Here is a 13,463-nt window from a genome sequence, read left to right as displayed (position 1 = left end):
AGACGGTGGTACAGCAGGCACTACTCCTGGGCAGGATCCCTTGGGACGAGCGCGTCCGGCCCCTACCGTGCAGACGTGCCCTCCGCCCCGCTCGCCCTCCGGCGCACCCTCCGCTCGCTGGAGCAGCTGCTCGGCGGGTTCGGCACCGCGCTGCTCGCGCTGGCCGTCCTCGTGTGGTCGGTGACGCTCGGCTGGTTCACGTCCCGGGCGACGCTGGGTGCCGTGCACGGCCTCGCCGACCGCGAGCGCGTACGCCTCGGGCGCTGGGGCGAGGAGGTGCTGCCGCCGTCGGCGCGACCCGACCGGCTGCGCGAGGCGCTCCGAGACCCGGCCACCCGTGCCGAGCTGCACTGGCTGGCCCGCCACGCCCTGGCCGGCACCGTCGTCGGCTTCCTGGCCGTGCTCGCGCCGCTGTCCGCGGTGCGCGACCTGACCTTCCCGCTGTGGTGGTGGTCGCTGCCCGACGGCTGGGCCAGCCCGTCGCTGGGGCTGTGGGTCGTGCACGACTGGTCGGGCGTGCCCGCCGTCGTCCTGCTCGGCCTGGCGTGGGCCGCGCTGACGGTCGGGGGTGCACCGGTCGCCGCGCGACGCCAGCTCCGGGTCGCGCGGACCCTGCTCGGCGAGGTGCCGGGCGACCTCACGCTCCGGGTCGCCGAGCTCACCCGCACCCGCGCGGCGGCGCTGGACGCGCACGCGGCCGAGCTCCGCAGGATCGAGCGGTCGCTGCACGACGGCGCGCAGAACCGGGTCGTCGCCGCGACCGTGATGATCGGTGCCGCCCGACGCAGCCTCGCCGGCAACCCGCAGCAGACCGAGCACCTGCTCGGGCAGGCGCAGGACGCGGCCGAGCTCGCCCTGGCGGAGCTGCGCGCGGTCGTGCGCAGCATCCTGCCGCCGGTGCTGGCCGACCGCGGCCTCGAGGGCGCGCTGCACGGGCTCGCCGCCGCCAGCCCGGTCCCCTGCTCGGTCGAGGTCGACGTGCCGGGGCGCTGCGCCGCCGCGGTCGAGGCCACCGTCTACTTCGTGGTCGCCGAGGCCCTGACCAACGTCGCGCGGCACAGCGGAGCGCGGCGCGTCGCGGTCGTCGTACGCCGCCGCGCGGACGACACCGTCGAGGCCGTCGTGACCGACGACGGCACGGGCGGCGCGCACGAGGGCGACGGGTCGGGGCTCGCCGGCATCCGCCAGCGGGTCGAGGCGATGGACGGACAGTGGACGCTGGTCAGCCCGGCGGGCGGCCCGACCGAGCTGAGGGTGGAGGTCCCGTGCGGATCGTGATTGCGGAGGACGACGCGCTGCTGCGCGAGGGCATCGGCGCAGTGCTGGTCGCGGAGGGGCACGAGGTGGTCGCCGCGGTCGGCGACGGCGAGCAGCTGCTGGCCGCGGTCGACCGGCACGAGCCCGACGTCGCCGTGGTCGACGTTCGCATGCCGCCGACGCACACCGACGAGGGCGTCCGCGCCGCCGTGGAGGCCAGGCGCAGGCGCCCGGGCCTCCCGGTGCTGGTGCTCTCGGCCTACGTCGAGCGGGCCTTCGCCACCGACCTGCTCTCGCAGGGAAGCGCCGGCCTGGGCTACCTGCTCAAGGAGCGGGTCGGCCGGGTCGAGACCTTCGTGCAGGCGCTGGAGCACGTGGCCAGGGGCGGCACGGCGATCGACCCCGAGGTGGTCGCCCAGCTCGTCGCGCGGCCCGACCCGCGGATGGCGCGACTGACCGCGCGCGAGCGCGAGGTGCTCTCGCTGATGGCCGAGGGGCGCGGCAACGCCGCCATCGCCCAGGAGCTGGTGGTGACCGACGGTGCGGTGCACAAGCACATCCGCTCGATCTTCGCCAAGCTCGACCTGCCGCCCTCCGACGACGCCGACCGGCGCGTCACGGCCGTGCTGCACTACCTCGAGAACCGCTGAGTCACGGGACGATCGCCTCGGCGATGGTCCGGGCCCGGGCGACCGGGTCCGCCGGTGAGCCACGCAGCAGGCTGGCCAGCGCCCCGTTGTAGACCACCAGCAGCTGGTCGACGACTGCGTCGACGTCCGCGACCTCCGCCTCCCGCGCGAGCGCGCGCAGCCGGGTGGCGAGGACGGAGGTGTCCGCCAGGACGAGGAGCTCGACGGGATCGTCCGGGTCGCCCGAGGGGCGTTCGGACGCCGTGGCGAGGAAGGCGCACCACTGGGTGGTGCCCGAGGTCCGCCGGAACTCCGCGAGCGCGTCGAACAACGCCAGCAGCCGCGCGCGCGGCGAGGTGGCCGCCTCGATCGAGGCCTCCCACTGGGTCGTCCACGCCGCGAGGCGGCGGTCGAGCACGGCGGCGAGCAACCCGTCCTTGCTGCCGACGTGCTGGTACAGCGTCGCGATCGCCACGCCCGCCTCGGCGGCCACCCGATCCACGCCCGTCACGCCGATGCCGTCGGCGAAGAACAACCGCTCCGCGGTGTCGAGGATGCGCTCGCGTGTCTCGGCCCTGGCCACACTGGAAGCATAACGTGCGTTCTGATAGAACGGTCGTTATGGTTTCGTCGACGACGGTAGCCCCGCCCGCCACGCGCGGACTCGCGGTGGCCGTGCTCGGCACGCTGCTCATCGCCTCGACCTACGGCATGGCGCGCTTCGGTGTCGGCCTCTTCGCCCCGCGCCTCGGCGCCGAGCGACCGGACCTCGCACCCGTGGCCGGCTGGGCCGCGGCGGCCCAGTTCGTGGCGTACGCACTGGCCGCGGCGGTGGCGTCGCGGACCTCCGACCGGTGGCCGCGCACGGGCGTCGCGATCGCCGGCGCGACTGCCGGCCTCGGCTGTCTCGGCGTGGCGACCACGTCGTCCGCGGCATGGTTCGTGGTCCTGGTGTTCGTCGGCGGGACCGGCGCCGGACTGGCCTCCCCCGCGCTGGTCCGACTCGTCGACGCGGTCGTCGGTCCGAGCCGGGCGGCGACCGCCCAGTCCCTCGTCAACACGGGCACTGCCGTCGGCGTGGTCGTCGCCGGGTTGCTGGCCCTGACGACACCCTCGATCGCGGCCGCGTGGTGGGCGATGGCGGCGGTCAACGCCGGCGCGTCGCTCGGCCTCGTCCTGCTGGTCCGGCGGGTGGAGCCGGGCACGACCACGGCCACCGAGACGTCGTACGACCCGCGTGCGCTGGCGGGACCAGCGCTCGCCGCGCTGGTCGTCGGTGCCGGCTCGGCGCTCATCTGGAGCTACGGTCCGCTCCTCGCCACCGGGACAGGCGCCGTGGGCGACGACCGGGTCGGCCTGCTCTGGATCGCGTTGGGGATCGGCGGATTGCTCGGACCGCTCACCGGCAGGCTGGTGGAACGCCGCGGCATCGGAGGCGCCTGGGCGGTGTCCGTGGGCGCCGTGGTCACGGCGAACCTCCTCCTCGGCCTCGGCCTGACCCTCGGTCCCGCGTGGTCGACGTACGTCGCGATGGCGTGCTTCGGCGCCGGCTACATGTGCCTGTCGGGCGTGCTGATCCTGGCGGCGCGCCGCGCGTGGCCGGACGGCGCCGGCCGCGGGACGTCGCTGCTGTTCATCGCGCTGGCTGTGGGCCAGGCCGCCGGGGCCGTCGGGTTCGACGCGCTGCAGGCGGCCGAGCCGGTCATCTCGGTCGTCCTCGCGGCCGCCGTGTGCGCGGCCGGTCTCCGGCTCAGACCTCGGTGAACCGCCACTCCAGCGTGGCGGAGTAGGTCTCGCCCGACTCGAGGACGGCCGATGGCCACTCCGGCCGGTGGGGCGAGTCGGGGAAGAGCTGGGGCTCGAGCGCGATGCCGTCGCCCTGCCGGTAGAGGCCGCCCGTGGTGGAGCGGCGGGTGCCGTCGAGGAAGTTGCCGGTGTAGACCTGCACGCCGGGCTGGTCGGTCCACAGCTCGACGCTGGTCCGGGTGGCCGGAGACGTGAGCACCGCCGCCCGGCGCAGCCCCGAGCCGCGGACGACGTAGTTGTGGTCGATGCCCTGCGCGTCGACGAGCTGCGGGTGGGCCGTCCGGAGGACAGGACCGAGGGCCGTCGGCACGCGGAGGTCGAACGGTGTCCCCTCGACCGTCTCGTGGCCACCGGGCGGGATGCCGGTGGCGTCGACCGGGGTGTACTCGTCGGCCTCCACGAGCAGCTCGTGGTCGTCGATCGTGCCGGCGCCCTCGCCGTCGAGGTTGACGTAGGCATGGTTGGTGAGGTTGACCACGGTGGTCGCGTCGGTGGTCGCCTCCATCGCCACCCGCACGGTGTCGCCGTCGACCGAGTAGCGGACGGTGGCCGTGACGGTCCCGGGGAAGCCCTGGTCGCCGTCGGGGCTGACCAGGGTCAGCACCACCTCATCGTCGGTGTGCGAGACGACGTCCCAGAGTCGTACGTCAAAGCCCTCCGGTCCGCCGTGCAGGCTGTTGCCGCGGTCGTGGGCCCGCACCTCGACCTCGCGGCCGGCGAGCGGGAAGCGACCGCCGGCGATGCGGTTGGCGTAGCGCCCGATGGTGCCGCCGACGTAGTCGCTGCTGGCGAGCCGCTCCGCGACGTCGGGGTGCCCGAGCACGACGTTGCGGCGCACGCCGTCCCCGCCGGTGACGAGCAGCCGGTGCACCGTCGCACCGAGCGTCAGCACCTCGACCACCGGTCCGGTTTCGGCGCCGATGGTGAGCAGGCGGACGTCACGTCCGTCGGGCAGCTGGCCGAACACGCGGTCTGTGGTCACGGACCCATCCTGTCGGGCACGAGGACCTGGCGGACGCCGGACCCTCCGCCCTGCTGCACCTGCCACGCGTCCTCGACCTCGCCGAGCGGTCGCGCCGCGTGCGCGACGCCGATCCGTCCGTCCGCGGCGAGCGCCGCGATCGCCGTCAGCGCCTCCGCCCGCTGATCGGGGCTGAGCGCGTTGTTGGTGTAGCCGAGCAGCGACATCCCGCTGCCCCGCAGGACCGCGGACGAGACGGTGGCGATGTCGGAGGCGGAGCCGCCGAGGTTGACCAGACGACCACCGGGAGCCATCGCCCGCACCGCGGCCTCGGCCACCCACCCGAAGACCGGGTCGACCACCACGTCCGCTCGGGCCGGGAGCACCTCGAGCAACGCCTCGGCGAGCACGCCGGGGTCGGGGTCGCCGAGCTCCACCACCGCATCCGGACCCTGCGCCGCCGCGCGCGCGGCCGAGTCGCCGGCTCGGCACACCGCGACGACACGACCGGCACCCTGCGCACGCGCCGCACCGATCGCGGCCTGCCCGACGGCGCCACCGGCCCCGAGCACGACGACGCTCTCGCCCGGCCGGAGCCCGGCGCGCCAGCCGAGGGCCTGCCAGGCAGCAACGCCCGAGAGCCCGAGCGCAGCAAGGGCGACGTCGTGGACACTCCGATCCACTGCGACGACGTCCGACGCCGGCGCCACGCACAGCTCGGCCATCGCCCCGTCGCCGTCGGCCATCCCCGCCGAGGTGGACACGAAGACCCGGGTCCCGGGTGCCAGGTCGCCGCCCGACACCACCTCGCCGACGCCCTGCACACCTGGGACGTAGGGCAGCGCGCGCCTCCCGAAGTACGACGTACCGCTGGCGCACAGCAGGTCGAGCGGCACGACCGGCGCCGCAGTGATGCGCACGAGCACGCAGTCGCCGACGACCGGGTCCGGGTGCTCGGCGTACGTCGGTGCGGACCCGTGGGCGCGCAGGACCGCGGCGTGCATCAGGTCGAGATGTCGGGGTAGGGCAGCGTCAGGTGCTTCATCGCCTCGCCGTAGGCCAGCTGGTACTCCAGCGGGCCGTGGTCGCGCTCGAACATCGCGATGAAGAGGGTGAGCGTGAGGAACGGGTGGGCGCCGAGCTCGAAGAGCTTCACGTGGTCCTGCGTCGCGAGCGCCTCGCGCTCGACGTCGTCGAAGGCGAGCCAGGTGGAGCGCTCGTCGGAGATGCAGTTGAGGATCCGGTTGGCCTCCTCCGCCTCCCACCACTCGACGGTGCCGCGCGGGTCCTCGCGGTAGCGCTCGACGAGCGCCGGGTCGCGGTCGACGGTGAAGAGGAACTTGTCGAGCAGGTACTTGCTCACTGTGCTGCTCCGATCTGGGGCGCCCCGTTCGGGTACCAGGTGAAGTAGGCCTCCATCGTGTGGAAGAGGTCGAGCGAGTCGACGTGGTCCGCCTTCGCGCCCTCGCCGGCCACGCCCATCATCAGCATGAAGTCCATGAAGCCGTGCGTGGCGTTGCCGGGGAGGTGGAGGCTGTCGAGGGTCACCTCGCGGCAGCAGCCGTCGATGTCGCCGTTCGCGATCCACTCGACCGCACGGCGGTCGAACTCGGGGTCGGGGCCGTGCTCGCCGAACTGCCGCGGTCCACCGAGCTCGAGCGAGAGGTGCCCGGTGCCGATGATCGCCACGCGCTGGTCCGACGGCCACGACTCGACGAGCTCACGGATGGCCTTGCCGAGCGCGACGAACCGGCCGGGCTGCGGCAGCGGCGGCGCGAAGATGTTGGTGTAGATCGGCACGATCGGCAGGTCCGCCTCCGGACGCAGCGTGATGATCGGGCAGGTGATGCTGTGGTCGATGCGCAGCTCGTTGCTGAAGGCGAGGTCGAAGCCGAGGTCGAGGCCGCCGCGGAGCACGTGGGCGGAGAGGTCCTCCTGGCCGGCCAGCGTCATCCGCGGCAGGCCGAACTCGCGCTCCTCGTTGTACCAGTTGGCGTCGTAGAAGGGCGCCTTGCCGACGAGGAACTGCGGCATGTTGTCGAGCCACAGCTGGTGGAAGTGGTCGCTGCCGACCATGACCAGGACGTCGGGACGCGCGCGGGTCAGCGTCTCGCGGAAGGCCTCGATCTTGCGGACCCACTCGTCCGCGAAGGGCGGCCGATCCTCCCCGACCGCGGTGCTCGCGCGGTAGTAGAACGGGTGGTGGGTCGAGGCGATGACGGCGACGATCTCGGCCATGCGGGGCGGCTCCTCAGCTCTCGGGGTCGACGTAGACGGCGTTGCGGTCGACGCTCAGGTAGGCGTCCATGCCGATCGGGCGACGGCGCTCCTCGGCGAGCTGGCCGAGCAGCCCGGCAGCGCGCGCCAGGAGCGCGAAGCCGCGCAGCATCTCGACGGGCAGGCCGAGGTCGGCCAGCGCGGCGCCGCAGACGCCGGCCCCGTTGAGCGGCAGCGTGCGGCCCAGCACCTCGGGGTGCACTCGTCCGATGGCGGCGAAGAGGCGCAGGTGCGGGCCCAGCAGACCCTCCTCCTCGGCGATGCGCATGAGCACGGGCGTCCGCGGGTCGCGCTCCTTGTGGACCGGGTGGCCCAGGCCCGGGACGTAGCGGCCGGCCTCCCTCGTGCGGCGTACGGCGTCGAGCGCGAGCGCGTCGTAGCCCTCGTCGTCGGTGGGCAGCTCCTCCGTGGCGACGACGACGTCGTGGAGGTAGCCGCCGCAGTCCTCGGTCACGCCGAGGAAGCGGGACCCGCCGCCGAGCAGGCCGGCGGCGAGCGCCCCCTGCAGGGAGTCGGGTGCGGAGAGGTACGTCAGCCGCGCAGCGATCGCCGTCGGGGTGAAGCCGTGGTCGGCGAGCGCGACCAGCACCGCCTCGAAGAGCCGCGTCTCGGGCGGAGTCGGGCGGCGCATCGCGACCAGCCAGAAGGCCAGCTCGCCGAAGCCGACCTCACCCATCAGGTCGGCGGTGAGGTCCTGGCCGAGCAGCCGGATCTCGTCGGCGGTGGACGTGCCCAGGGAGGTCGGGTACTCGGGGGTCATGTCATCTCCTCGTCGAGCCACGCACGGATCTCGGCACCGTGCTCGTCGAGCGCCGGCGGTGGCAGGTCGTAGCGGGCCTCGGCGTCGGAGAAGCGGATCGGGTGCCGCACGCCGGGCAACGCCGCGTCGCCGGTGCCGACCGTGACGACCGGGTCGAGGCCGATCTGCTCGGCGAAGGCGACGCCTCCGTCGACGGTGTTGATCGGCCCGCACGGCACTCCCGCGCCGATGATGTCCTCGAACCACTCCTGCGCCGTGCGGGTGCCGAGCCGCTCCACGAGCAGCGGGCGCAGCTCGTCGCGGTTGGCCGTGCGGTCCTCGTTGCGCGCGAAGCGCGGGTCGTCGGCGAGCTCGGGGACGCCGAGGACCTCGACGAGCTTGCGGAACTGCCCGTTGTTGCCGGCGGTGACGATGAGGTCACGGTCGGCGCACGGCAGCGGCTCGTAGGGGAACAGGCTGGGGTGGGAGTTGCCCATCCGGAACGGCACGGTGCCGCCGGCGACGTACGCACTCGACTGGTTGACCATCCCCGACAGCGCGGAGGAGAGCAGGTTGACCTCGACCTGCTGCCCCCGGCCGGTGCGCTGCCGGTCCTGGAGCGCGGCGAGGACGCCGATCGTCGCGTGCAGCCCGGCCAGCACGTCGAAGACCGAGATGCCGGCGCGGTAGGGCTCGCCGTCGGGGTCGCCGGTGAGGCTCATCAGGCCGCTGATGGCCTGGACGATCAGGTCGTAGCCGGGCAGCTTCGCACCCTGCTCGCCGCTGCCGAACCCGCTGATCGAGGCGTAGACGACGCCCGGGTTCGCCTCCGACACGCTCGCGTAGTCGAGGCCGAAGCGCGCCAGCGCCCCCGGGCGGAAGTTCTCCAGCACGATGTCGGCGCGGGCGACCAGCTTGCGGGCGACCGCGAGGTCGTCGGGGTCCTTGAAGTCCAGCGCGATCGAGCGCTTGTTGCGGTTGACGCCGAGGAAGTACGTCGAGACGCCGTCGCGCACCGGCGGCTGCCAGGTGCGGGTGTCGTCGCCCTGCGGACCCTCGACCTTGACCACCTCGGCCCCGAGGTCGCCCATCAGCATCGTGGCGTAGGGGCCGGCCAGGATCCGGGACAGGTCGGCCACCAGCAGCCCCGCGAGTGGTCCCTGCTTCGGACTGTCGGCCACGTGCACTTCCCTCCGCAGACACGGACACCTGTCCGTTGGTCGGTCGCCCAGTGTCAGCACGCTCACATCGGCCTGTCAAGACCACTCTTGACACGTGCGACCACGGCGGCGCACAGTGACGTGCATCACGACGACCGTCATACGGACATCCGTCCGAGAGAAGGAGCGGACCGATGCCCACCACGGCCGACCGTCGACCGGTGCTCTTCACCGGCGGCACCGTGCTCACCATGGACGACCAGCACACCGTGCTCACCGATGCCGACGTGCTCGTCGTCGACGACCGGGTCGCCGAGGTCGGGACGGGTCTCTCCGCCCCCGACGGCGCCGAGGTGGTCGACGCGTCCGGGGGCATCGTGATGCCGGGCATGGTCGACACCCACCGCCACATGTGGCAGACCGCGATGCGGGCCTACGGCGCCGACTGGACCCTCACCCAGTACTTCGTCTGGTACTACCTCGAGCACGGCGCCAAGTTCCGGCCCGAGGACATCCGGGCGGGCAACCTGCTCTCGGCCTGGGACGCCCTCGAGGCCGGCGTCACCACGACCGTGGACTGGTCGCACGGCCTCCAGACCGTCGACCACGCCGAGGCCGCGGTCGAGGCTCTGCGGTCGGCACCGGGCCGCTACGTCCTGGCGTACGGCAACATCCAGGCGGCGCCGTGGGAGTGGACCGCCGATCCGGCAGTCCGGTCCTTCTTCGGGCGCCACCGCGGGTCCGACGGCGACATGCTCGGCTTCCAGCTCGCCTTCGACGTGACCGGCGACCCCGCCTTCCCGGAGAAGGCCGCCTTCGAGCTCGCCCAGGACCTCGGCCTCCCGGTCACCACCCACGCCGGCGTGTGGGGTGCGACGAACGACGACGGCATCCGGCTCATGCACGAGCACGGCTTCATGCAGCCCGACACGGTCTACGTGCACGCCGCGACCCTGACCACCGACAGCTACCACCGCATCGCCGCCACCGGCGGCTCGGTGTCGGTCTCCACCGAGTCCGAGCAGAGCGCCGGCCAGGGCTACCCGCCCACCTGGCAGGTCCGCCGCCACGGCATCCCGGTCTCGCTCTCCATGGACACGTCCGTGTGGTGGAGCAGCGACCTGTTCAGCGCGATGCGCACGACCCTCGGCGCGGACCGCTCGCGCGAGCACCTCGAGGCGCACGCCGCGGGTGACACGGTCACGCACTCCGCACTGCGGGCAGAGCAGGTCGTCGAGTGGGCCACGCGCGGCGGCGCGGCCGCGCTCGGACGTGACGACCTCGGTCGCCTCACCGCGGGCGCCAAGGCGGACGTCGTACTCATCAAGAACGACGACTCCCCTGTGTCGTTCCCGCTGCTCAACCCCTACGGCCACGTGGCCTTCCAGGCCCAGCGCGGCGACGTTCACACCGTCGTCGTGGACGGCCGTGTCGTGAAGCGTGACCACAAGCTCGTCGGCGCCGACCTCGCGTCGGTGCGCACCGAGGTCGAGAACACCGTCGACCACCTGCGCGCCGCGATGGGCGAGGAGGTCTGGCAGCAGGGCATGAATCCGGACCTGCCGGGCGAGGACCACAAGGTGCTCGACAACCCGTACCAGTACACCGACTACCGCTCGCACACCACGCATGGCGCTCGCGGTACGGTCTTCGGCGAGCCGAACTCGGGGAGGTAGCCCATGGCCGGTCGTGGCAGCGGGCCCGACTTCGTGGAGTCGCTGGCTCGCGGTCTCGACGTGCTGGCCGGCTTCGGTCCGCACCGGCCGACGATGACGCTCTCCGAGGTGGCGACGGCCGCCGGGCTCGCCCGTCCGACGGCCCGCCGGCTGCTGCTCACCCTCGAGGAGCTCGGCTACGTGCGGGTGCGCGACGGCGCCTTCTCCCTCACGCCGCGGGTGATCGGCCTGGGCATGGCGTACGTCGGCTCGCTGGGGCTGTGGGACGTCGCCCGCCCCCACATGGAGGACCTCGTCGGCCGCATCAACGAGTCGGTGTCGCTGGCCCAGCTCGACGGCTCCGACATCGTCTACACCGCGCGGGTCTCGGTGCCCAAGATCATCGCGCTGCGGGTCGAGATCGGGACGCTCTTCCCGGCCGCGCAGACGTCGAAGGGCAAGGTGCTGCTGGCCGCGCTGCCGCCGCGCGAGGTCGGGTCCGTGCTGGAGATCCCCAGCCGCTCCGGCCTCCCGCCGTACGCCGGCCGGACCCATGACGAGCTGATGGACGAGCTCAGCCAGGTCCGTGCCCGCGGCTGGGCCCTCGCCGACGAGGAGCTCGCCCCGGGGGTGCGGTCCATCGCCGTGCCCGTCCGTGACGGAGACGGGGAGGTGCGCGCGGCGATGAGCGTGACGGTCCACGCTGCCGAGACGTCGCGCGACACGCTCGTCGACGAGCACCTTCCCCAGCTGGTGCGCGCTGCCAGTGAGGTCAGTGCCGACTGGGCGCTCTGGGCCTCCCGGCCTCATGTCGAGGTGGCGGGCGCGCGAGGCTGAACCTCGACGCCTCCACGGGCCCGGGCGAGCTCACCCCTTCAGGAGAGCGACGCTGATGGCTGCCGCAGCGAACACGGATGTCGTGAAGATGACCAGCCACTCCACGCCCTCGAGCCATGTCCCTCGGAGGGGTTCGACCAGTCGGTACATGGCCATCGTCGCCAGGCTGGCGGCCAGGAAGGTGATGGCAGTCAGGATGACGACGAACGTCCACACCGCCGGCTCGTCGGCGGCGAGGGTGACGAGTCCCAGCAGCTCGGCGACGATGACGAAGCACAGGGCGAAGATCCCCCGGACGATCCCCCATCCGCCAATGAGGCGACGTCGCTCGTCGTCCGACCGTCGGGTCGAGGGGTCGAGCACGGAGCTGGCGAAGCCTGCAGCGATGAGCAGGGTCGGGATGACGACCACTGCGGCTTGGTAGAACCGGATGTCGATCACGGGCGGCTCCTCGGACGAGACCTCTGCCGCCATGGTCCCAGTTGCATCACCCGTGCGCCGTCCTCCCGAGACCGCTCGAGTTCTCCCCCCTTGAATTCGCCCTTGTTCTTCGAACATGTGTTCGATAGAATGAGGCATGTCAATCGCCCACTCCCTCCCTCAGCCGCCCTTGCCGGCGGACGAGGCGTCGGCGACGCACGTGCTGGGTCTGGCCACACACGCCCTGCGTGCGCGTCGGCTGGCGGAGGTCGAGGAGCTGAGGCTGGGGATCCAGTGGGCGGTCCTGCACGGCCACCCGCGCGATGACCGCGACCCGATGGCCACCCCCGGTGGTGACGGCACCCCGTCGGTGCGCGAGCACGCGATCCCCGAGCTCGCGATGGCACGCGAGACCCACCCCGCCACGACCCGGGCGCTGATCGCCGACGGGCTCGACCTGGTCCACCGGCTGCCGTCGACCTGGGCGGTCGTCGAGGCCGGCGACTGCGAGCCCTGGGTGGCACGCAAGGTCGCTGTCATCGCCCGTGCGCTGCTCGCCGACCAGGTCGTCAGGGTCGACCGGGCCGTGGCGAAGGCCATCGCCGGGCACGCACCGTCCACCGTGCTCGAGGTCGCCCGGGCCAAGGTCATCGAGGCCGACCCCGAGACCCACCGCGCCGAACAGGAGCGGTCCCGCCACCAGCGCTACGTGTCACTGTCACGCTCCGACGAGCTCGGCTACCGCCACCTCATCGCCCGCGTCACCGCCGGCGACGCCGCCTGGCTCGACGCCATGCTCGACCGCATCGCCGACATCCTCGCCACCACCATGGGCGCCGACCACAACCACGACGAGCTCCGCTCGATCGCGATGGGCTGGCTCGCCCGCCCCGCCGACCTCCTCAAGCTGCTCCTCGACCACACCGACACCGACCACACCGACGCCGAGCACACCGACGCCGAGCACAACGACCAGACCGAGCACACCGACACCGACGAGCCCGAGGGGCGGCCGGCCTGGGCGCCCGACCACCTCGCCGACACCATCGACAAGCTCGCGACGATGCCGGCCCGGCGACTCGCCAAGATGCGCGGCCGCGGGCGCCTGTTCGTCCACCTCACCGACGACGCGCTCCGCACCGGCACCGGCGTCGCCCGCATCGAGGGCCTCGGCCCCATCGACGTACGCCAACTGGCCGAGGTCCTCGGCCACGCCGACATCACCGTCACACCCGTCCTCGACCTGCGGATGCGACGCCGGGTCGACGCCTACGAGCACCCCGCGGTCATCAAGGACCACGTCTGGACCCAGACCGGCGGCGACTGCTTCCCCTACACACCCCGCACCGCCACCCGCGACAGCGTCGACTACGACCACGCCGTCCCCTACGACGACACCGGACCACCCGGCCAGACCGGCCCCCACAACTCCGGCCCCCTCCGCCGCCGCCACCACCGCACCAAGACCCACGGCGGCCTCACCACCCGCGTCGTCGGACCCGGCCGCCACCTCTGGCAAACCCCACACGGCCAGGCATTCCTCGTCGACCACACCGGCACGACACGGCTCACCCAGCAGGAGGCCCACGCGATGACAGACGCCATCGACGACGGCGTCGAGCTCTACTTCACGACCGCCGTGTCATACGCCTGGGCCTGACGCGTGGTCGGAAGCTAATCGTGGTCGTGGCGACGTACAGAGTGCGTCACGGATACCGCGAT

At 73.0% G+C, this 13,463-nt stretch carries 14 protein-coding genes; 6 read left to right on the top strand and 8 right to left on the bottom strand.

Translation table 11 applies throughout. From position 1 onward, the window contains the following. The first annotated feature begins 75 nt into the window (after nucleotides 1–75). On the top strand, nucleotides 76–1,278 hold the full coding sequence (locus ACE3QY_RS02885; protein WP_374454494.1) for a sensor histidine kinase: 1,203 nt from the start codon (nucleotides 76–78) through the stop codon (nucleotides 1,276–1,278). Further along, entirely contained in the window at nucleotides 1,266–1,907 is a 642-nt protein-coding gene (locus ACE3QY_RS02880) for a response regulator (protein WP_374454493.1), read from the top strand. The genes ACE3QY_RS02885 and ACE3QY_RS02880 overlap by 13 nt, the downstream gene beginning before the upstream one ends. A 1-nt stretch (nucleotide 1,908) precedes the next feature. Here ACE3QY_RS02880 and ACE3QY_RS02875 read toward each other — a convergent pair whose 3' ends face one another. Continuing rightward, nucleotides 1,909–2,469, bottom strand: coding sequence for a TetR/AcrR family transcriptional regulator (locus ACE3QY_RS02875; protein ID WP_374454492.1), 561 nt, complete (start codon nucleotides 2,467–2,469; stop codon nucleotides 1,909–1,911). A 38-nt stretch (nucleotides 2,470–2,507) separates the two neighbouring features. Between ACE3QY_RS02875 and ACE3QY_RS02870 the strand changes: the two genes are divergently transcribed. Then, complete coding sequence (locus tag ACE3QY_RS02870; protein ID WP_374454491.1) at nucleotides 2,508–3,650, top strand: MFS transporter; 1,143 nt, start codon at nucleotides 2,508–2,510, stop codon at nucleotides 3,648–3,650. Here the strand turns inward: ACE3QY_RS02870 and ACE3QY_RS02865 are convergent. From ACE3QY_RS02865 to ACE3QY_RS02840, 6 genes are read right to left on the bottom strand one after another with little or no spacing between them, the layout of a single operon-like run. Continuing rightward, nucleotides 3,637–4,674, bottom strand: coding sequence for an aldose epimerase family protein (locus tag ACE3QY_RS02865; protein ID WP_374454490.1), 1,038 nt, complete (start codon nucleotides 4,672–4,674; stop codon nucleotides 3,637–3,639). The genes ACE3QY_RS02870 and ACE3QY_RS02865 overlap by 14 nt on opposite strands. Next, entirely contained in the window at nucleotides 4,671–5,657 is a 987-nt protein-coding gene (locus ACE3QY_RS02860; protein WP_374454489.1) for a zinc-binding alcohol dehydrogenase family protein, read from the bottom strand. Before ACE3QY_RS02860 ends, ACE3QY_RS02865 begins: the two co-directional genes overlap by 4 nt. Beyond that, nucleotides 5,657–6,016 carry a hypothetical protein gene (locus ACE3QY_RS02855; RefSeq protein ID WP_374454488.1) on the bottom strand — a complete coding sequence of 120 codons (360 nt, stop codon included), beginning with the start codon at nucleotides 6,014–6,016 and terminating at the stop codon, nucleotides 5,657–5,659. Before ACE3QY_RS02855 ends, ACE3QY_RS02860 begins: the two co-directional genes overlap by 1 nt. Next, complete coding sequence (locus tag ACE3QY_RS02850; protein ID WP_374454487.1) at nucleotides 6,013–6,891, bottom strand: hypothetical protein; 879 nt, start codon at nucleotides 6,889–6,891, stop codon at nucleotides 6,013–6,015. Before ACE3QY_RS02850 ends, ACE3QY_RS02855 begins: the two co-directional genes overlap by 4 nt. A 13-nt stretch (nucleotides 6,892–6,904) precedes the next feature. Next, on the bottom strand, nucleotides 6,905–7,690 hold the full coding sequence (locus ACE3QY_RS02845) for a citryl-CoA lyase (RefSeq protein ID WP_374454486.1): 786 nt from the start codon (nucleotides 7,688–7,690) through the stop codon (nucleotides 6,905–6,907). Continuing rightward, nucleotides 7,687–8,850 (bottom strand): CaiB/BaiF CoA transferase family protein, encoded by a 1,164-nt coding sequence (locus tag ACE3QY_RS02840; protein WP_374454485.1) that lies wholly within the window; start codon nucleotides 8,848–8,850, stop codon nucleotides 7,687–7,689. Before ACE3QY_RS02840 ends, ACE3QY_RS02845 begins: the two co-directional genes overlap by 4 nt. Before the next feature lie 173 nt (nucleotides 8,851–9,023). On the opposite strand from ACE3QY_RS02840, the gene ACE3QY_RS02835 reads away from it, so the two are divergent. Beyond that, the gene (locus ACE3QY_RS02835; RefSeq protein WP_374454484.1) at nucleotides 9,024–10,505 is read left to right on the top strand and encodes an amidohydrolase family protein; all 1,482 of its coding nucleotides are present in this window, start codon (nucleotides 9,024–9,026) and stop codon (nucleotides 10,503–10,505) included. A gap of 3 nt (nucleotides 10,506–10,508) precedes the next feature. Beyond that, the gene (locus tag ACE3QY_RS02830; RefSeq protein ID WP_374454483.1) at nucleotides 10,509–11,321 is read left to right on the top strand and encodes an IclR family transcriptional regulator C-terminal domain-containing protein; all 813 of its coding nucleotides are present in this window, start codon (nucleotides 10,509–10,511) and stop codon (nucleotides 11,319–11,321) included. Nucleotides 11,322–11,351: 30 nt separating this feature from the next. Here the strand turns inward: ACE3QY_RS02830 and ACE3QY_RS02825 are convergent, their stop codons facing one another. Then, nucleotides 11,352–11,762, bottom strand: coding sequence for a hypothetical protein (locus tag ACE3QY_RS02825; RefSeq protein ID WP_374454482.1), 411 nt, complete (start codon nucleotides 11,760–11,762; stop codon nucleotides 11,352–11,354). Between the two features lie 136 nt (nucleotides 11,763–11,898). Between ACE3QY_RS02825 and ACE3QY_RS02820 the strand changes: the two genes are divergently transcribed. After that, complete coding sequence (locus tag ACE3QY_RS02820) at nucleotides 11,899–13,401, top strand: hypothetical protein (protein WP_374454481.1); 1,503 nt, start codon at nucleotides 11,899–11,901, stop codon at nucleotides 13,399–13,401. The last annotated feature ends 62 nt before the right edge of the window (nucleotides 13,402–13,463 follow it).

It is taken from the genome of Nocardioides sp., assembly GCF_041913365.1.
Lineage (GTDB): Bacteria > Actinomycetota > Actinomycetes > Propionibacteriales > Nocardioidaceae > Nocardioides.
The sequence above is the reverse complement of the archived record's forward strand: the minus strand, read 5'-3'. Positions and strand labels throughout refer to the sequence as shown.

Coding starts and splice junctions, on each gene's coding strand:
- ACE3QY_RS02870 (WP_374454491.1), top strand. CDS start 2,508: ATGGTTTCGTCGACGACGGTAGCCCCGCCCGCCACGCGCGGACTCGCG.
- ACE3QY_RS02860 (WP_374454489.1), bottom strand. CDS start 5,657: ATGCACGCCGCGGTCCTGCGCGCCCACGGGTCCGCACCGACGTACGCC.
- ACE3QY_RS02850 (WP_374454487.1), bottom strand. CDS start 6,891: ATGGCCGAGATCGTCGCCGTCATCGCCTCGACCCACCACCCGTTCTAC.
- ACE3QY_RS02845 (WP_374454486.1), bottom strand. CDS start 7,690: ATGACCCCCGAGTACCCGACCTCCCTGGGCACGTCCACCGCCGACGAG.
- ACE3QY_RS02835 (WP_374454484.1), top strand. CDS start 9,024: ATGCCCACCACGGCCGACCGTCGACCGGTGCTCTTCACCGGCGGCACC.
- ACE3QY_RS02830 (WP_374454483.1), top strand. CDS start 10,509: ATGGCCGGTCGTGGCAGCGGGCCCGACTTCGTGGAGTCGCTGGCTCGC.
- ACE3QY_RS02820 (WP_374454481.1), top strand. CDS start 11,899: ATGTCAATCGCCCACTCCCTCCCTCAGCCGCCCTTGCCGGCGGACGAG.